The organism is Gemella sp., from assembly GCF_057272915.1.
On the sequence record NZ_DBHIUF010000006.1, the window covers coordinates 24,899 to 43,911 of the forward strand.

Sequence of the window (19,013 nt, forward strand, 5' to 3'; positions counted from 1 at the left end):
AATTTTAAAAAAGTGTATATGAGAACTCATAGACGCAGTGGTTTATTAATATCTAAATTCGCTTTATAAAAGCTTTTTAGATATCTAATAAAATACTGCGGGAAGTGACTCGATAAAATCATGTTTAATATGTACCCCTTTTACTGAACAAATCAGTGAAAGGGGTACATATTATTTCTCTGAAATCATGATTTTTGAGTCACTTCCGTTTTTTACGAACTTTATATTTTTAAAATAGATATAATATTCGTTTTATAAAAAAATATTTTTAAAAATTATATTATCGTGTTGACAACGTTCGTTTTTTATGTTATATTTATAAAAATTCTTTAGGAGAAATAAAAATATGAAAACCGAAAAAATTATTAAGGCATCTTTTTTTCATAGTCCAAAGTATGGCGAAATTGAATTTCTAGAACATACTGTACTTTTAGTTTCTGATAATGGAATTATTTCTAAAATTATTAGAAAAGAAGATGAAAATTATCAACAAATATTAGATAAATACTCAAAAGACAATAACTTTATTGATTTTAAAGATAAAGTGCTTTTGCCTGGTTTTATTGATTTACACATCCATGCACCACAATGGCCACAAGCCGGACTTGCCTTAGACGATGAATTAAGCCACTGGCTAAATAATTTCACCTTCCCTTTAGAATCAAAATATGAAGATATCAACTACGCTCGAGAAGTCTATAGTGACCTAGTAAAAACATTATTAGCTAATGGTACTACATCTGCAATGTACTTTGGAACTATCCATAATGAGGCTACACTCGAATTAACGAAAATTTGTGCTAATCTGGGACAAAGAGCTTTTGTCGGTAAAGTTGTAATGGATGATAAAACTATGAATCCTGATTTTTATCGAGATAATAGTACAAAAGAAGCTATTGAAAATACCGAGAAGTTTATTAATGATGTGCAGAAACTTTCAAAAGATGTTCCTCAAGGTGTATATCCAGTCATTACTCCTCGTTTTGTTCCAAGCTGTACAGACGATGCTCTTTTAGAGTTAGGAAAATTAGCAAAGAAATATAACTGCTATATACAAAGTCATTGTAGCGAAAGTGATTGGGAGCATAACTTCGTTCTTGAACGCTTTGGAAAAAGAGATACTGAAATCCTAAATCAATTTGGATTACTGACAGATAAATCAATAATGGCTCACGGAAATTTTATTAACTCAGAAGATGCTGATATTTTCAAAAATAATAAATCATCGGTTTGTCACTGCCCTATTTCTAACTCTTATTTTGCTAATGCAGTTTTACCTGTTAACAAACTAAAAAAACAAGGTTTAAATATTTGCTTAGGTACCGATATCTCAGGAGGTTTTTCCCCTAGCCTTTACGACAATATAAAACATACAGTCATGGCTAGTAGGATGTTAAATGATGGAGTTGACAATAGTCTTGGTTCTCATTATCGTGGTAATCATGATTCTAAAGTGAGTGTATTTGAAGCATTTTATCTTGCAACTACCGGTGGGGGTGAAGCTTTAAAATTACCTCTTGGACTTTTTAAAGAAGGCTATATTTGCGATTTCCAAGTCATCGATATAAATATACCGACAAATAAACTTCCAAATTATTTAGATAATGAAGAAGACAAACACCTTCTTCAAAAAATATTATACCTTTCTACTTCAGAAAACATTCGTGAAGTCTGGGTTCAAGGTAAACAAATTCTAAAAAAAGATTAATAATATAAAAATAAAAAAGGAGATTACGTTTTTTATGACGAAACAAAATAAACATTTAACTATAGGTGTCGAAGAAAATATTCCATTTTCACAGTCCCTAATCCTTGGTTTACAACACGTCCTTGCAATGGATGTCTACGTACCACCTTTTATCTTAGCAACAGCTATTGCATTATCACCTGGTGATGCTACTGGTTTAATACAATCTACTTTTCTAGGTGCTGGTATCGCATCTTTAATTCAGGTATTATTCTACCTAAGATTACCGGTTTGTCAAGGCCCATCGTTTATCCCTCTTGGAGCTATTATTGGTATATATATGGGAACTAAAAATCTTGGTACTGTTCTTGGAGCAAGTATTGTCGGAGCTATTTTAGTAATCTTACTTGGATATTCTGGTATTTATAAATATATAGTAAAAAATTATATTCCATCTATTGTTAGTGGAACAATAATTATGATTGTAGGATTAACTTTACTTCCTTCAGCATTTGTTAGTAATATCTACATCGAAGGAAATGGTCTGACAATGAAGCAAAATGTATTATTAGCATTTATTACAGCCGCTGCTTTAATTCTATTTTCTACATTAGGAAATTACGTTAATAAATTCAAAAGAATTTTCCAAATTTCTTCAGTAATTATCGCCTTAGCTATCGGAACATTTTCTGCATACTTAATGGGCGGTTTTAATACTCAAGGAATTAAAGATGCTAGCTTTTTCTCAATGCCAAAACTATTATTCTTAGATTATAGTATACATTTTGAAATCTCTGCTATTATCACAATGATTATTATTTACATGGTACTTTTAGCTGAAACTACAGGAACTTGGTATGCAGTAAGCTCAGTTATTGACGAGCCTCTAAGCGATACTCAAGTTAACAAAGGTGTTATCGGGGAAGGAATCGGATGTTTAGCTGCTGCTCTAGTCGGAGCAACTCCTGTTACTGGTTACTCTACAAATGCTGGGATTATTTCTATTACTGGGGTGGCTAGTAGAAAAGTGTTTGTTATGGCTTCATTCTGGTTTATCGGATTATCATTCTTAGGTAAACTTTCTGCTATTATTAATTCAATTCCTTCGGCAGTTATCGGTGGGGTATTCTCAGTGGTATGTATCATAATCCTACTGAACGGATTTAGAGTTGTTAAAAATCTAGACTTCTCTGAAAGAGAATTATACATTATCGGAGTACCTTTAATGTTTACAATTGGATTATTATTCATTCCAGCAGAATTAAAAGCTAGTGCTCCACAATTACTTCAATACTTAATAGGCTCTCCTATTGCTGTTGGTGCAATTGTAGCAATAATAATGAATAAACTTATTCCGTTAGAAAAATAATATTTAAAACTGATGTTCAGACGAGCATCAGTTTTATTCTTATTAATTTTATATTTTCCAAAAATATAGTATAATTATAACTGCTAATTAAATTACAGAAATGGAGATATATCGATGACAGAAAAGAAAATGAATGTTGAAAGTTTTAACCTAGATCACACTAAAGTTGTTGCACCATATATTAGATTAGTTGGTGTATATTCTGGGGATAATGGAGATAAAATATATAAATATGATATTAGATTTTGCCAACCAAATAAAGAACACTTAGAGATGCCTAATCTACATTCTTTAGAGCATTTAATCGCTGAACTTATTAGAAATCACCTTGATAATGTACTAGATTTTGGTCCAATGGGATGCCAAACAGGTTTCTACCTATCAGTAATTAACAATGATAGTTACGAAGAAGTTGAAGAAGCACTTGCGAAAACGCTAGAAGATGTTCTTGTTGCTACTGAAGTTCCTGCATGTAATGAAGTACAATGCGGATGGGCTGCATCTCACTCTTTAGAAGGAGCTCAAATAGAAGCTAAAAAATTCTTAGAAAAACGTTCTGAATGGAAAAACGTTTTTAGTAAATAAAAAATAAAGAATCAAGAGATTAACCTTTTGAATTAATCTCTTGATTCTTTGCTTAACTATGTAACAAAGTACAAATTTTTGTTTATCTTAAAATTAAATTTATTCATTTCTTATACAGAAAATTCAAACAACAACAAACTACTCTGTATAAATATTAATTTATGAATTTTTGAAAAACTAAATTTCATTCTCGCTCTTTATACTTAATCTAACCCTTAAGAATTTAGCAAAAATTTTCAAAAAAATAAGGGGATGATCCAAAAAACCTAAATTTTAACAAGGTTTATATAAAAACTCATAGACGCAGTGGTTTATTGATATCTAAATTCGCTTTATAAAAGCTTTTTAGATATCTAATAAACTTTGCGGGGGGGACTCGACAAAATCGATTTCTTCGAAATCACGATTTTTGAGTCACTCCCTTAAATATTTATTATTTTGCAACTAAGCTACGAATAGAATTTCTGTCTACTTCGATTTCTACTTTTGGTGCAATTCTTACTTTTACTGTTACTGTTCCTACTTCTACGATGTCTCCGTAAATTCCTGCGAAAGTTACAATTCTATCTCCTTCTTTTAATGAATCTTGAAGAAGTTTTAATTCTTTATTTCTTTTAGATTGTGGTCTAATAATCATGAAATACATGAATGCAAAAAGAACTACAATCATAATAATATTAATATATGAATATTGCATGTTTTACCTCCGGTTGATTAATATATATATATTTATTCTACTATATACTCAGTAAAAAATAAACCTTTTATGTTCTTTTTCTACTAAATTCTTAGAAATTTTTAGGATTTTCTTGATTTAGTCCGTATTTTTCAAAGAATTCTTCTTTAAAATCTAATAATCTATCTTCTCTAATGGCTTGACGTATATCTTTCATCATATTGATTAAGAAATGAATATTATGAGTTGTCGCTAATCTTGCTCCAAAGATTTCATCAGCTTTAAATAAATGACGAAGATAAGCTCTTGTATAATTTTTACAACAATAACAAGAACACTCGGGATCAAGTGGTGTAAAGTCTTCTGCGTATTTAGCATTTTTAACTACGACACGCCCTTCTGAAGTCATACATGTTCCATTACGTGCAATACGCGTTGGTAACACACAGTCAAACATATCTACTCCTCTTAGCACCCCTTCAAATAAAGCATCAGGAGATCCTACTCCCATTAAATATCTCGCTTTATTAGCTGGTAATAAAGGTGTCACATGTTCTAAAACTCTATACATCTCATGTTTTGGTTCACCAACAGATAAACCACCAATAGCATATCCAGGAAAGTCCATACTTACTAAGTCTTTAGCACTTTGCTCACGAAGGTCGTTAAATCCTGCTCCTTGAACAATACCAAAAATACTTTGTGTTTTTGGATTTTTATGCGCTTGTAGACATCTCTCAGCCCAACGACTTGTTCTTTCTACAGATTGACGAATGTATTTATAATCATGGTTATAATCAGGACATTCATCAAAAGCCATCATTATATCAGAACCTAGTGCATTTTGAATGTGCATAGCTTTTTCCGGTGATAAGAATAATTTTTCTCCGGATAAATGATTTTTAAAATGAACTCCTTCTTCCTCTATTTTTCTCATCTCACTTAGAGAAAATACTTGGAATCCTCCTGAGTCCGTTAGGATGCTTCCATCCCAATTCATAAATTTATGAAGTCCCCCTGCTTTTTCAACAATCTCCTCACCAGGACGTAACCAAAGGTGGTATGTATTAGATAAAATAATATCTGCTCCCATTCCTTTTACTTCTTCTGGTGACATTGCTTTTACAGTAGCTTGCGTCCCAACTGGCATAAATACAGGTGTTTCGAAGCTACCATGAGGTGTATGTACTATCCCTAATCGCGCACCCGATTGTTTACAAGTTTTTATATGTTCATACCAAACTGCATTTTCTTTTACATCTCTCATATAAAATTTTTCCTTTCAATAACTATATTATTATCATCGCATCTCCAAAACTGAAGAAACGATATTTATTTTTAACTGCTATATTATATAATTCAATAACTTTTTCTCTATCATAAAATGCACTGACAAGCATTATTAACGACGATTTAGGTAAATGGAAATTTGTAATCAATCCATCAACACATTTAAATTCAAATCCTGGATAGATAAAGATATTGGTCCATCCTGAAGCCGCAACAATCTTCCCATTATTATCTCGTGCAATTGTTTCTAATGTTCTTGTTGAAGTAGTTCCTACAGAAAATACTCTTCCACCATTTTCTTTTGTTTTATTAATTATTTTTGCTGTATCTTCATCTAAAGTATAATACTCAGAATGCATATCATGGTCTTCTATATTTTCTACAGCTACAGGTCTAAATGTTCCAAGTCCCACATGAAGGGTTAAATAAGCTATATTTACACCTTTTTCTTTTATTTTTTCTAATAATTCATTCGTAAAGTGTAAGCCTGCTGTTGGCGCCGCTGAACTTCCTACCTCTTTCGAATACACTGTTTGATATCTTTCTTTATCAGTTAATCTCTCTTTAATATATGGTGGCAATGGCATAGTCCCAAGTTCATCTAATCTTTCTTGGAAAATCCCTTCATATTTAAATTCAAAATGTCTAAATCCATCATCTAATACTTTGGTACAGACTGCTTCCATTATACCATCACCAAAAGATACTATACTACCTTCTTTTATTCTTTTAGCAGGCTTTACAAGACACTCCCAATCATTATGACCAAGATTTTTTAATAAAAGCACTTCTATTGCAGCACCCGTATCCTTTTTAGCACCATATAATCGCGCTGGCATTACACGAGTATTATTTAATACTAAAGTATCTCCAGGATTAAAATAATCTATAATATCCGAAAAAACTTTATGTTCATGTGAATTATTTTTTCTATCTACACAAAGCAACTTACTCGTATCTCTTTTTAAAAGAGGTGTCTGTGCTATAAGTTCCTCAGGTAAATAAAAATCAAATTGTTCTAATTTCATTTAAAATCTCCTTTAAAAGTTACCTTTACTATTATAGCTTGATTGTCTTAAGTTAGCAAGTCTCACCACTAGAAATTATAATTTTTTCAATTTCTTATAATTTCAAAATAAAAATTATAAAAAATTCGAATCAATATTATGCATATCAATTCGAATTTTTATTCTTATTTCTTATTACTTCTCAAATACTTAACATGCGCCAAAATGTTGGTAGCTATTCCTAATCCTATACTAAGTATTAAAATAGAACTACCACCATTACTAATAAACGGTAACGGAACTCCCGTCATTGGAATAGATGCCGTTACACCACCAATGTTAACTACCCCTTGGACTATTAGTAAACTAGCAAATCCTATAGAGTACATAGCTGAGAAAGTATTTCTAGATTTCGTACCAGAAAAAATAACTTTCCCTATTATTATAAGTAATAAACATACTACAAATAGTACTCCGATGAATCCTAATTCCTCAGCAATAATCGCTAAGATAAAGTCCGTATGAGCCTCAGGTAGATAACCTAATTTTTGAATAGAATTACCCAAGCCTCTTCCGAATAATCCACCATTACCAAAAGCAACATACGAGTTTATAACTTGATCTGCTGCTGCTGCCAAATCTTCTGAAAAAGGATTTAAAAACACTTTAAGACGATTTGTTCTATAAGACGTTCCACCGCCAAAAAGCGTACTTTTTAGCATAAACAACATAAGTACTGCGGCTCCAGCGATTAAAGCAAGTGAAATAATTTTTTTCACATTTTGCGAATGCATATTCGAACAAAAAGTCATTATCCCCATTACAGATAATGTAATAAGCATCATTCCTGTATCATTTTGCACTGCAATTAACGTTACAAGAGCAAGAGGAATACTAAATATTTTTAGTAACTCCGAGCTAGTACAAATCTGACGTAATTTTTCTTTTCTAGTTTCTAATATATATGCCATGTACATAATGATAAATAACTGTGATAATGTTGATGGTTGGAAACTCAAACCTCCTATTCTTATCCATGATTTCGCTCCATTAATAGCTGGCATAAGTAGAGGTATAAACAGCAAAATTACCATCACAATAAACCCATTTTTCAGTACCCTCTTATCCTTAAAAACTTCAAACGGTATAGCTACTGAAAAAAATAAAAATGCAAAATAAGCAATCACTACCCACATAGCCTGTCTTTGTAGAAAATAAGTTTCACTAACTGGTACACCCGATGTAAATGTTCCGTATTTATTTCCTATCATACTCGCACTATAAACCATCATACAGCTCAATACTAATAAAACTAATAATGTTAATGCAACCATCCAATCTAATCTTACATGTCTTTTTTCATGTTTAATAGATCTATGTATTTTCTTTAAAAAGTTCATATTAATTTGCTTTACTTTCTGCGATTACACTAGCATACATTTCACTAGCTTTATCTTCTAAATCAGCTAAAATAATACGACCAGCTTCTTCAGAAATACACCCAATTTCTACCGCTATATTTATTTCTTTAGAAAGACCATAAATTTGAGTATCTATAACATCTTGATACAGTGGACATTTTCTCTGACCTTTTACAGATACACAAGCATTAATCATCTCTTCTATCTTCATAACATCTTCTTCTATTCTTTTTCGTACCTTAATAAAAATAAGGTTATTTTCCATCATTTTCACCTATCCTTTTGATAATTCGTAATTAACTTCATGTCGTATAATTGCTATTGCTCTTATAAATTCTTCTTTTGAAATTAATTCTAAGCGTCTTAGCTCTCTTACTTCATATTCTACCATACTTAATGTATGTTTTCTATCTTTCATATATATTATTATACCAAAAGATTTTAAAAATTGTTGCAAATCGTAAAAATTTATCATTTACATCACCTTAAAATTTATTCAACTCATCTACTAGATTTTTATTTCTTTCTCTATTATCCAACTCATAAGCCCTTTGAGCATATTCCTTAGCCTTATCATAATTACCCTCTTGACGTTCAATAATTGCCAAATTATAGTAAATCGGTGCAAATGAATTATCAAAATTTACCCCTTCTAGGAAAACTTTCTTTGCATCTTGTTTAGTTGCACTAGTCATTTTTACCATACCTAACTCGTAATATGTAAGTACAGATTTGTTTTTTGATGTTAACTCTTTTTCTAAATTAAATATATCATCATCTGTGTATACTTTCACCAATCTATTATCAACTCTACCTACTCTATATCTATTCACTAAGCCCTTAGTATTAACACCTACTAATAGTAATACTTCACCTAAAAAGCTAAAAACAAGTAGAGCTGCAAGCACAAGCACTATATTCCTTTTTTTCATTAATATCAGTTCTAAAAAGACCCCTAATATAAAAGAAAATATATACAGGACTATTGAAGTCTCAAATAATAAAGATACTAGTGCCAAATAAACTATTGACATCGCTCCAGAGTACATGAATTTCAAATTATCATTTTTCTTACTAAGTTGCTCCATAAAAATCGAACCTAATAATGCTATATTTGAAATCAATGCAATATCAAGTATCCCTGAATACCCAAATATCAATAATAAATTAAAAATAAATGATACTACAAATAATATTCCTATACTTTTTAAAATATTCAACGTTTTATTGAAAAGAATAGAACTTGCAAAAATAGATGCCAATATTATTAATAACTTCATAGAATTATCAGTAATAAAAACACTTGAGAACATTCTATAAAATTGTCCACTTATTATTTTTTGATAACTATAGTCTATATAATCAAATAACGAATAATTGTTACTTGATAAGGAAATTACTATAAAATTCATTAAAAATAACAATAAATAAATTCCTGATAAGACATTATATTTTATATTAAATACATTTCTATCTAATGCCTGACGTTTATAAAGTTCTACCACTCTATTTTTATATCTTAAAGTATCGGGTGTATCTTCTATAAATCTAAAATCTTTTTCTTTTAAAAATAGCTTACTGTTCTTTTCATTATAAAGTACACGTTCAATAATTAGGCTATTTGAAATTCTATATTTCTTGTAATCATCTAAAACTTCATCGAAATCTGGAGAAACATAAAGAATCTTCATTTTTAAACTACTCAGTTTAAACATTTTTTTTAGTCTAACTTCATTTCTAATTACATTAGAAACTATACTATCTATTTCTGTTGATTTAAAGTTATCTCCATATATAAATCTTATTAATTCATTATCTTCATTAATAAGCCAGACGTCTTTCTTTTCTGGTCTATAATATAATATATTATAATTATATTTAGTTATATATAGATAAATAATCTTCCAAAATTTTTTGTCATTCATAAATTTTGCCACTAAGATTAAAACTTAAATAGACCTAGGTCTATTTAAGTTTTAATTTTGCTACTTCTTGTGAGAAATCAACAGATTCATTTAATTTTAATACATCGATGCTAGCTACTGCATCCATATTAGTTACTACACAAGGAGTAATAATATCCTTAGCTTTTTCCTTAACTAATTCTAAATCATAAGTTAATAAAGTTTGACCTACTTCAACTCTATCTCCCGCAGATACAGCTACATCGAAACCTTCACCTTTCATCGCAACTGTTTCTAATCCAACGTGGATAAGAAGTTCTACTTCACCTGATTTAATACCAAACGCGTGTTTTGTTGGAAATACTTGGATAATTTCTCCTGCAACTGGAGATACTAATTTTCCTTCTTCAGGAATAATTGCAAATCCATCTCCCATCATTTTTTGAGCAAATACTGGGTCTGGTACTTCAGTAATTTCTACCACTTTACCTTTCATGTATGAGTTTAATACTAACTCTTGTACTTGTTCTTCTTTTTTTCCGAATAATTTAGATAAAAATCCCATTTTAATCCTCCATATATGATTGCCTTCTTAATATATCTATTATATACTTTTATTACGTTTTTTTCAATTAATTTTAAGTAAATAATTGAAATTTAATATTAAAATATTTCTATCTGTTCACTATAAAAATTTTATAAAAATATATAATAAAAAATATCCACTTTACAGATCTATATTGTCCTATAAAGTGGATAATTAGAAACTTATTATTAATTTTTATTCTTCTGTTTGTTCTTCATTTTTCTCAGTATTTTCTTGATAGAACAATCCATAGATATATTGTTCAGGATCAAATACTTCTAAATCGTCAATATTTTCACCTAAACCAACAAGTTTAACAGGTATTCCTAATTCTTTCTTAATAGCTATAACAATACCGCCCTTAGCAGTTCCATCAAGTTTAGTAAGGATAACTCCTGTAACATCACTAACTTCTTTAAATGTTTTAGCTTGCAGTATACCGTTTTGTCCTGTTGTCGCGTCAATTGTTAATAGTACTTCATGAGGACCTTCTGGAACTTCCTTCTTAATTACACGAACAATTTTTTCAAGTTCTTTCATTAGGTAATCTTTGTTTTGTAGACGACCAGCTGTATCACATAATAATACATCATAACCTTTTGCTTTGGCAGATTGAATCGCATCAAAGATTATCGCTGCTGAATCAGCTCCTTCATGTGATTTAACTATATCAGCACCACTACGTTTAGCCCATACATCAAGCTGATCAATTGCACCTGCTCTAAATGTATCACCAGCAGCTATAAGTACTTTTTTCCCTTCTTTTTTAAGATTATGGGCTAGTTTACCAATAGAAGTTGTTTTACCTACCCCATTAACTCCCACAAATAAGAACACTGAAAGCTCTTTTTCTGGTGCATAGTTTAATTCAGATTTTACAGTTCCTTCCATGTAGACATCTACAAGTTTTTCTATAATCATACTTTGTAGTTCACTTGGTTCTTTTAAATTTTGTCTTTGTGATTCAGCTTTTAAGTAATCAACTAATTCTAATACAGTGTTATAACTAACATCTGATTGAATTAACAATTCTTCTAAATCCTCGAAAAACTCCTCATTAATCTCTCTATATGAACTAATTAAGTTATTAAGTGCATTAGAGAAATTATCACGTGATTTCTTAAGACCTTTTTTAAATTTTTCAGTTACAAACTGACTCTCAACCAACTCTTCATATTCATCAAGTGAAATCAGTTCCTCATTTAATTCTTCTTTAGCAGAAAATTTTTCTTTTAATCTTTCAAAAAAGCTTGCCATTAGATACTCCTTACTATTTTATTATATACAAAAAGGGAGACTAAGCTCCCTTTAATTTTCTATTAAAGCTTCCTAAATTTTAGGGAGATTTAATTTTTATAAATATTTGCCCTTTTTTTGCCCTTTTTTTATCAGGTACTCTATTTAAACCTTGATATATCAACGTTTTCTTATTTATGTTTCATGTATGGGAAAAGTAATACATCACGGATTGAAGCTGAGTTAGTTAATAACATAACTAATCTATCAATTCCAATTCCTAATCCACCTGTTGGAGGCATACCGTATTCTAATGCTTCTACGAAGTCTTCGTCCATTTCATAAACTTCTTCGTTACCAGCATCTTTTTCATCCATTTGAGATAAGAATCTTTCTTTTTGATCGATTGGATCGTTTAACTCACTAAATGCATTCGCGTGTTCACGTCTAACGATAAATAGCTCAAAACGATCAGTGAATCTTGTATCTTCAGCATTAGTTTTAGCTAATGGAGATACTTCTACAGGATGACCATAAACAAATGTCGGTTGAACTAATGTTTCCTCTACAAATGTTTCAAAGAATTCATTAATAATGTGTCCAACTTTCATATCTTTTCTAACAGGAACATTGTGCTCTTTTGCTAGTGCATGAGCTTGTTCATCTGTCATTTCTGGCCAGAAGTCAACACCAGTTACTTCTTTAATAGCATCTACCATATGTACACGACGCCATTTAGGTGTTAAATCAATTTCATCTTCACCGTACATAACTTTAGTAGTACCGTGAATTTCATTACAAATGTATGCAATCATAGACTCAGTTAAGTCCATAATATCATTGTAATCGGCATATGCTTCATATAACTCGATCATTGTGAATTCAGGGTTGTGTCGTGTTGAAACACCTTCGTTACGGAATGCACGACCAATTTCATATACTTTTTCTAGACCACCAACGATTAAACGTTTTAATGGTAATTCAAGTGCGATACGCATAAATAATTGCATATCTAGTGCATTGTGGTGAGTTACGAATGGACGAGCTGCAGCTCCACCTGCAACAGAGTGCATCATTGGAGTTTCAACTTCTAGGTATCCACGTTCATTTAAGTAACTACGCATAATTTGAATAATTTTTGAACGTAAAATAAATGTTTCTTTACTTTCTTCATTCATAATTAAGTCTACGTATCTTCTTCTGTAACGCTCTTCAACGTCTTTAAGTCCGTGGAATTTGTCTGGTAGTGGACGTAGTGCTTTTGTTAAAATTTCGAATTTATCAGCTTTAACAGATAATTCGCCTACGTTAGTTTTGAATAATACTCCTGTTACACCAACGATATCTCCAAGGTCAAGAGTCTTGAAGTACTCATAAGAATCTCCTACTCTATCTTGACGAACGTAAATTTGAACTTGACCACCTAGATCTTGAACGTGAGCAAATCCTGCTTTACCTTTACCACGTTTTGTCATAATACGTCCTGCTATTGTTACAGAGATATTTTTTTCTTCTAGTTCTTCTTTACTATATTTATCATATTCTGCTACGATTTCATTTGAAAGGTGAGTTCTTTCAAATTTAGTTCCAAATGGATCTAAACCACTTTCTCTCATAGCTTCCATTTTTTCACGACGAACAAGCATTTGATCATTTAAATCTTGTACATCTACTTTAATTTCTTCTGTCATGTTAAATTCCTTTCTAGTATAATCTAGTATTTTTAATCAGATACACTCTATTATAACATATTTTCAATTATTTTGTTAAATCTTTAAGAAGAATTTTACTAAAATTTCTTACTATAATTAGTTACTAATACTATAAATAACTTATAGTCAATATTAATGTATTTTTTCTCCTTAATACTTCATGTTCGATTTTCTAACATACTCCTGATATTTTTCTCACAAACTATTGTTATATAGAAAAAAATAATATATAATGTACTCTTGAATAAAAGTTTAATATACATATTAAAATATGGTAGTGACTCAAAAATCGTGATTTCTTAAAAAACAAGATTTTGTCGAGTCACCCCCGCACAGTTTATTAGATATCTAAAAAGCTTTTTAAAGCGAATTTAGATATCAATAAACCACTGCGTCTATGAGTTCTCATATGAACTTTGTTACATTTTAGGACTTTTGGATCAGCCTAATCATTTAAAGTATTTTTGTTAATACACATGTCATTATTTATAATATTTTTTAGGAGGTACATTTTGACAAAATTAAAAAAAGATATAGGATTCTTTGGTGCATTTTCAACGGTAGTTGGTGTAGTTATTGGATCAGGTGTATTCTTTAAAGCAGCAGTTATTTATAAAACAACAGGTAGTGTCAGTTTAGGATTGCTGGCTTGGCTACTTGCTGGAATTATCAGTATTTGTGCCGGATTAACAACAGCAGAACTAGCAGCCTCTATGCCAGAAACTGGAGGAATGATAGTTTGGGTAGAGAGAGCCTATGGTAAAACTTTTTCATATTTATTAGGTTGGGCTCAAGCTGTTATTTATTATCCAGCGAGTATTGCTGCTGCAGCAACTATTTTTGCAACGCAATTTCTAAATTTATTCCAAATCGATAAAAAATATTCAATTTTAATAAGTGCATGCGCTGCAATTACAGTTACAGGTTTAAATTTACTTGGAAGTAAAGCAAGCGGCCAAATTCAAACTGCTGCAACAATTGGTAAACTTATCCCTATATTTGCGATTATTATTTTTGGATTATTACAACCTAATCCTACTACTATTGAATTAATTCCAAGTAGTTCAGTTAATTCAACTATCAACACTTCTTCGCTAGCCGCTCTTGGGGCCGCAATGCTTGCTGCAATGTATGGCTATGATGGTTGGAGTAATGTTGGAACTATTGCTGGAGAAATGAGAAATCCAAAAAAAGATTTACCACGAGCAATTTTATACGGATTACTAGTTATTACTGCAGTCTATCTACTTATAAACATTGCATACCTATTAACTATGCCGATGGAGCAAATTGCTGGTAACGGTAATGTTCCTAATGATATTGCCACTAAATTATTTGGACCTAATGGTGGAAAAATCATAACAATCGGGATTATGGTTAGTGTCTACGGAACAATGAATGGCTTCACTATGACTGCGATTCGTGTACCTTATGCAATGGCACTCAAAAATCAAATACCATTAAGAAAATATTGGTTAAAACTAAATATGTTTTCAATTCCGTACTTCTGTGCTCTGGCTACTTTAGTACTAACAATTGCAATGATGTTTACAGGTGGATTTGATGCACTAACAGATTTCCTTTTATTTACCATTTGGATTTTCTTTATTGCAACATTCTTAGCAGTATTCATTCTTAGAAAGAAAGAACCGAATTTACCAAGACCTTATAAAGTTCCACTATACCCGATAGTTCCTCTAATTGCTATAATTGGCGGAATTTACATCGTTGTTTCTGCTTTGATAACACAATTTACGTTAGCCATTAGTGGTGCAATTATAACATTAGCAGGACTAATTTTCTACACAGAGACTCATAAAAAATTCAAAAAATAATGAATTAATTTAGTTTTGAAATAAATTATAAATTAAGAAGAAGTGTTTCAAATTCAAGATTTGAATCGCTTCTTCTTTTATTGATATTTACATTTATTTTTGATAAAATATGATTATAACTTCTTTCAATTTTGTTTAGAAGGTTGGAGTTATCCCCCTAGTTTCTTGCTACGGATAACTTCAATATTTTTTTATCAAATTAAAGTTATTATAGTAGTAAGGAGGAAATTTTATGTTGAGTTTTATTTTAAAAAAAGAGACCATTTTAACGTCTTTTTATACAATTTCATTGTCTTTATTAATAAGTAAATTCTCGATAAATTATCTATTTTTAGAGAAATCAATATTTAGTTTTTTTCATTTTATACTACTATTTATTATTTTCTTTAATAGCTGGTTGTTAGAAGTAGTTCATCTGAATCGATATGGCAAAGATAGTATTATCAATTACTTCTTTTTAATTTCACAAATACTTATTATATTGAATTTACTAATGAGAAATTCTTTAAATCTTAAATACATACTTGCAACATTAATCCTACTATCAGTAATACTTAGTATCCAACACATAACAGAATATATTCTTACCGATAAAAAGAACTTAATGATAAAAAAACTAACAGAACCCTTTTGTTATATTCACACAGGTCGTACACTTTCTTTATTATTAGGTTTAATATTTATAGATTATTGTTACTGGTTTATACTTCTTACCTTTACTATAAGTCAACTATTCCCAAGCTTCATCTCTAGAAGTGTTCATGTAAGAGATATAAATTTCTATCACTTAACTGGTCATTTATTTATAATTACTAACACCATAGCTGTTAGTTTGTGGTTAAGTGATTTAAAAATAAATATTACTACAAAAATAATTTTGTTAATTAGTATAGTATTTATTCTTTTATTAACTATCTATCGAAGAATATTTAAAACAATCGATAGAACTTTAACAAAACAGTCGGGGAATACCTACATAATTGGTGTATATTTTACAATATTAGAGTTAATATTTATCAATTTATTTTTTGTTTTAGAATACGACTGGAAATACTTTCTACCGTGTTACGCTTGTAGCATCATAAGTAATCAATGTTTTAAACAATATAAAAAAGTAGCAAACTTTCAAATTTAGAAAGTTTGCTACTTTTTTATCTTGCTTCTTCGTAATCTAACACTTCAGCCACTTTACTAGCGATATATTTCGCTAATTTTTCATGATTTTTATCATCTAGGTGAATGCAATCCACTAATGAAGTTTCTGCTACACGTCCAGCATTTAAAAAGTCAACTTCATATTTATCGCTAACTTCTTTAAATGTTTGTGCTAAGAATTTTGATTGTTTCAAACTATTTTCATCGAATTCACCAAATAAACTATGTCTATCCACTATTTCATCACGCAATGGAACTGGTGATACAACAAGAATTTTTGGAATCTTATATCCAGCTATTAAATGTGGATTTCTAATATATTTAATGTATTCTTCTATACCTTTAGCAATAAGTTTGGCACTTGGATTAAATTGTTTTTTCAAATCATTTGTACCTAACATTATGATTACTAAATCAACGGGTACGTGACTTAACATTAAAATTGGTAATGTATCAATTCCACATCTAACGGGTACAATTGTGTCTTTTGCAATTACTGTTCTCCCGCAAAGACCTTCTTCTATTATAGTGTCATTAGGACGAAGCTCCGCTAGTAAATTAGTCCATCTTTTTTGAGTTCTTACTCCATCTTCACCAGGGACATACCCCCAAGTGTTGCTGTCCCCAATACATAAAATACGCATAATTTTTTCCACCTTTTTTCTTCTAAATTCTTCTTAATTTTAGCAAACTAACACCAAAAAATCAATAGACCTTAATGATAAAAGTACTAATAATTGTTATCAATGCTGTATTTTTGTAATATTACTAAATATAGGTTATAATAACAATATTCTATAAAAAAGGAGAAATAAATGATACAAACAAATTTTCATCATAAAAAACATTATAAAATTCAAGCATATTCAAAAAAAATACTTTATATAACATTAATTTTAACAACAAGCTTTGCATTATTAGAGTACATTGGAGGACTTCTTTCTAACTCATTAGCACTTCTAGGAGATTCTTTTCACATGTTTTCTGATGTTATTGCATTGGGATTTAGTTTAATAGCATTGCTATTCAGCTCTAAAAAACCTAATAAAAAATATACTTTTGGTTTTGTCAGATTAGAAGTACTAGCAGCCTTTATCAATGGTTTAATGCTAGTTGGTATTTCTATTTATTTAATATTTGAAGGATTTATGAGATTCTTCAATCCTAAAGATATTGATTTCAAATCAATGCTTATAATATCAACTATCGGATTAATCTTTAATATTGTTGTTACTATAATTTTAACAAAAAGTCTAAAAGAAGAAGATAATTTGAATATTCAAAGTGCTCTATGGCATTTCCTTGGTGATTTAATCAGTTCTATCGGAATCATAATTTCATCAACTATTATTTACTTTACAAACTATCAAATCGTCGATGTTATTATGAGTATTATCATCAGTATAATTCTTTTCAAAGGTGGTTATAAAATTACTAAATCATCATTTGTTATTTTAATGGAAGCTACTACTCTAGATACTGAGGAAATTTACAATAAAATTAAAGAAGTGGAAGGCATTGCTGATATTCACGAATTTCATATTTGGCACACTGATACAAATGAAATCAACGCTGCAATGCATATTTTACTAAACGAATACAAGACAAGTAATGATTATACAATTGTAGAAAATGTTAAAATATTACTTAAAGAAGAATACGATATCGAACATTGCTTCATCGCATTAGAAAATATTAAATATAACGATCATAGTTTATAAAAATTACGAGGAACAACTCTATATCATCATGATTTCTTAAAATCAATTTTATAGAGTTGTCCTCGTTTTATTTTGTTAAATACCAAAGATATCAACCGTCTTCTCAATTTTATATGTAGGCACTATATCTGAATTAGAAGTTTTATGGATATCTACTAAACAACTATCTATACCTGCATTATTAGCCCCAAGTATATCAGATGTTAGAGTATCACCTATCATTAAAACTTCATCCTTATTTTTAACACCAATTTCTTTAAAGATAATATCAAAGAATTCTCTATCTGGTTTTTTACTACCAATTTCTTCGGAAATAAAAATCTTATCAAAGTATTTATTAAGATTATTATTTTTAAGTCTTGTATGTTGAGTGATTCCAATACCATTAGATGCTATATATAGTTTATGAGTTAAACTTAATTTTTCTAACATCTCTATAATTCCATCAAAAAGTTGATTCCCCTCAGCAAGATAACCTCTATATCTATTATCTACCTCACTACCATCGATTTTTCTATCAAACAATGAAAAAAATCTTATGAATCTTTCACTCGTAACTTCTTTATTTGAAATTTCTCCACGTTCAAAACTTCTCCATAAAGATTTATTTATCGTTTCATATTTTTCAAATAGCTCATCATTATACTCAATATTCTCATCTTCTAATAATTTTTTAAAAGCTAATACTTGTGCCTTACCAAAATCCAATAAGGTATCATCTAAATCAAATAATAAATATTTATACTTATCTAATATCATCGTTTCACTCCATATGTTTATTATCTACTCATTATAACATAGAGATCAATTATTTAGAAAAAATATATTT

Annotated in this window: 17 protein-coding genes; 5 read left to right on the plus strand and 12 right to left on the minus strand. The window is 29.9% G+C overall.

Annotated elements, in window-relative coordinates; translation table 11 throughout:
• Positions 1-346 precede the first annotated feature (346 nt).
• From guaD to ACO6OL_RS03765, 3 genes are all read left to right on the plus strand, one after another.
• Positions 347-1,708, plus strand: a complete 1,362-nt coding sequence (guaD, locus tag ACO6OL_RS03755; protein ID WP_485502185.1) for a guanine deaminase — start codon at positions 347-349, stop codon at positions 1,706-1,708.
• Between the two features lie 34 nt (positions 1,709-1,742).
• Positions 1,743-3,056 carry a uracil-xanthine permease family protein gene (locus tag ACO6OL_RS03760; protein WP_485502186.1) on the plus strand — a complete coding sequence of 438 codons (1,314 nt, stop codon included), beginning with the start codon at positions 1,743-1,745 and terminating at the stop codon, positions 3,054-3,056.
• A gap of 114 nt (positions 3,057-3,170) precedes the next feature.
• Complete coding sequence (locus ACO6OL_RS03765; RefSeq protein WP_003145014.1) at positions 3,171-3,641, plus strand: S-ribosylhomocysteine lyase; 471 nt, start codon at positions 3,171-3,173, stop codon at positions 3,639-3,641.
• Between the two features lie 433 nt (positions 3,642-4,074).
• Here the strand turns inward: ACO6OL_RS03765 and yajC are convergent, their stop codons facing one another.
• From yajC to lysS, 10 genes are all read right to left on the minus strand, one after another.
• Complete coding sequence (yajC, locus tag ACO6OL_RS03770; RefSeq protein ID WP_314160496.1) at positions 4,075-4,338, minus strand: preprotein translocase subunit YajC; 264 nt, start codon at positions 4,336-4,338, stop codon at positions 4,075-4,077.
• Positions 4,339-4,429: 91 nt separating this feature from the next.
• On the minus strand, positions 4,430-5,584 hold the full coding sequence (gene tgt, locus ACO6OL_RS03775) for a tRNA guanosine(34) transglycosylase Tgt (protein ID WP_314160498.1): 1,155 nt from the start codon (positions 5,582-5,584) through the stop codon (positions 4,430-4,432).
• A 22-nt stretch (positions 5,585-5,606) separates the two neighbouring features.
• Positions 5,607-6,635 carry a tRNA preQ1(34) S-adenosylmethionine ribosyltransferase-isomerase QueA gene (queA, locus tag ACO6OL_RS03780; RefSeq protein WP_314160499.1) on the minus strand — a complete coding sequence of 343 codons (1,029 nt, stop codon included), beginning with the start codon at positions 6,633-6,635 and terminating at the stop codon, positions 5,607-5,609.
• Positions 6,636-6,799: 164 nt separating this feature from the next.
• Positions 6,800-8,014, minus strand: a complete 1,215-nt coding sequence (locus ACO6OL_RS03785) for an FtsW/RodA/SpoVE family cell cycle protein (RefSeq protein ID WP_485502187.1) — start codon at positions 8,012-8,014, stop codon at positions 6,800-6,802.
• 1 nt (position 8,015) lies between these two features.
• Complete coding sequence (locus tag ACO6OL_RS03790; RefSeq protein ID WP_485481156.1) at positions 8,016-8,303, minus strand: DUF1507 family protein; 288 nt, start codon at positions 8,301-8,303, stop codon at positions 8,016-8,018.
• Positions 8,304-8,309: 6 nt separating this feature from the next.
• On the minus strand, positions 8,310-8,510 hold the full coding sequence (locus ACO6OL_RS03795; protein WP_314160502.1) for a YqgQ family protein: 201 nt from the start codon (positions 8,508-8,510) through the stop codon (positions 8,310-8,312).
• Between the two features lie 10 nt (positions 8,511-8,520).
• Entirely contained in the window at positions 8,521-9,960 is a 1,440-nt protein-coding gene (locus ACO6OL_RS03800; RefSeq protein WP_485502188.1) for a tetratricopeptide repeat protein, read from the minus strand.
• A gap of 40 nt (positions 9,961-10,000) precedes the next feature.
• Positions 10,001-10,504: a PTS sugar transporter subunit IIA gene (locus ACO6OL_RS03805; protein WP_485502189.1), complete on the minus strand. Its 504-nt coding sequence runs from the start codon at positions 10,502-10,504 to the stop codon at positions 10,001-10,003.
• Between the two features lie 216 nt (positions 10,505-10,720).
• Complete coding sequence (gene ftsY / locus ACO6OL_RS03810; protein ID WP_485502190.1) at positions 10,721-11,782, minus strand: signal recognition particle-docking protein FtsY; 1,062 nt, start codon at positions 11,780-11,782, stop codon at positions 10,721-10,723.
• Positions 11,783-11,952: 170 nt separating this feature from the next.
• Positions 11,953-13,452 carry a lysine--tRNA ligase gene (gene lysS / locus ACO6OL_RS03815; protein WP_371452952.1) on the minus strand — a complete coding sequence of 500 codons (1,500 nt, stop codon included), beginning with the start codon at positions 13,450-13,452 and terminating at the stop codon, positions 11,953-11,955.
• Positions 13,453-13,985: 533 nt separating this feature from the next.
• Between lysS and ACO6OL_RS03820 the strand changes: the two genes are divergently transcribed.
• The gene (locus tag ACO6OL_RS03820) at positions 13,986-15,308 is read left to right on the plus strand and encodes an APC family permease (protein WP_485502191.1); all 1,323 of its coding nucleotides are present in this window, start codon (positions 13,986-13,988) and stop codon (positions 15,306-15,308) included.
• 1,151 nt (positions 15,309-16,459) lie between these two features.
• On the opposite strand, the gene ACO6OL_RS03825 is transcribed toward ACO6OL_RS03820, so the two are convergent.
• Positions 16,460-17,107: a GDSL-type esterase/lipase family protein gene (locus ACO6OL_RS03825; RefSeq protein WP_448912409.1), complete on the minus strand. Its 648-nt coding sequence runs from the start codon at positions 17,105-17,107 to the stop codon at positions 16,460-16,462.
• A 171-nt stretch (positions 17,108-17,278) separates the two neighbouring features.
• On the opposite strand from ACO6OL_RS03825, the gene ACO6OL_RS03830 reads away from it, so the two are divergent.
• A complete protein-coding gene (locus ACO6OL_RS03830; protein ID WP_314160508.1) occupies positions 17,279-18,184 on the plus strand; it encodes a cation diffusion facilitator family transporter in 906 nt (301 codons plus the stop codon).
• Between the two features lie 75 nt (positions 18,185-18,259).
• On the opposite strand, the gene ACO6OL_RS03835 is transcribed toward ACO6OL_RS03830, so the two are convergent.
• The gene (locus ACO6OL_RS03835; RefSeq protein ID WP_314160509.1) at positions 18,260-18,943 is read right to left on the minus strand and encodes a YjjG family noncanonical pyrimidine nucleotidase; all 684 of its coding nucleotides are present in this window, start codon (positions 18,941-18,943) and stop codon (positions 18,260-18,262) included.
• Positions 18,944-19,013: the final 70 nt, after the last annotated feature.

Excerpts from the sequence above, each read along its gene's own strand:
- ACO6OL_RS03825 (WP_448912409.1), bottom strand. The coding sequence starts at position 17,107 with ATGCGTATTTTATGTATTGGGGACAGCAACACTTGGGGGTATGTCCCT.
- tgt (WP_314160498.1), bottom strand. The coding sequence starts at position 5,584 with ATGAGAGATGTAAAAGAAAATGCAGTTTGGTATGAACATATAAAAACT.
- ACO6OL_RS03800 (WP_485502188.1), bottom strand. The coding sequence starts at position 9,960 with ATGAATGACAAAAAATTTTGGAAGATTATTTATCTATATATAACTAAA.
- ACO6OL_RS03805 (WP_485502189.1), bottom strand. The coding sequence starts at position 10,504 with ATGGGATTTTTATCTAAATTATTCGGAAAAAAAGAAGAACAAGTACAA.
- ACO6OL_RS03790 (WP_485481156.1), bottom strand. The coding sequence starts at position 8,303 with ATGATGGAAAATAACCTTATTTTTATTAAGGTACGAAAAAGAATAGAA.
- queA (WP_314160499.1), bottom strand. The coding sequence starts at position 6,635 with ATGAAATTAGAACAATTTGATTTTTATTTACCTGAGGAACTTATAGCA.
- guaD (WP_485502185.1), top strand. The coding sequence starts at position 347 with ATGAAAACCGAAAAAATTATTAAGGCATCTTTTTTTCATAGTCCAAAG.
- ACO6OL_RS03765 (WP_003145014.1), top strand. The coding sequence starts at position 3,171 with ATGACAGAAAAGAAAATGAATGTTGAAAGTTTTAACCTAGATCACACT.
- ACO6OL_RS03835 (WP_314160509.1), bottom strand. The coding sequence starts at position 18,943 with ATGATATTAGATAAGTATAAATATTTATTATTTGATTTAGATGATACC.
- ACO6OL_RS03830 (WP_314160508.1), top strand. The coding sequence starts at position 17,279 with ATGATACAAACAAATTTTCATCATAAAAAACATTATAAAATTCAAGCA.
- ftsY (WP_485502190.1), bottom strand. The coding sequence starts at position 11,782 with ATGGCAAGCTTTTTTGAAAGATTAAAAGAAAAATTTTCTGCTAAAGAA.
- ACO6OL_RS03760 (WP_485502186.1), top strand. The coding sequence starts at position 1,743 with ATGACGAAACAAAATAAACATTTAACTATAGGTGTCGAAGAAAATATT.
- ACO6OL_RS03795 (WP_314160502.1), bottom strand. The coding sequence starts at position 8,510 with ATGATAAATTTTTACGATTTGCAACAATTTTTAAAATCTTTTGGTATA.
- lysS (WP_371452952.1), bottom strand. The coding sequence starts at position 13,452 with ATGACAGAAGAAATTAAAGTAGATGTACAAGATTTAAATGATCAAATG.
- ACO6OL_RS03785 (WP_485502187.1), bottom strand. The coding sequence starts at position 8,014 with ATGAACTTTTTAAAGAAAATACATAGATCTATTAAACATGAAAAAAGA.
- yajC (WP_314160496.1), bottom strand. The coding sequence starts at position 4,338 with ATGCAATATTCATATATTAATATTATTATGATTGTAGTTCTTTTTGCA.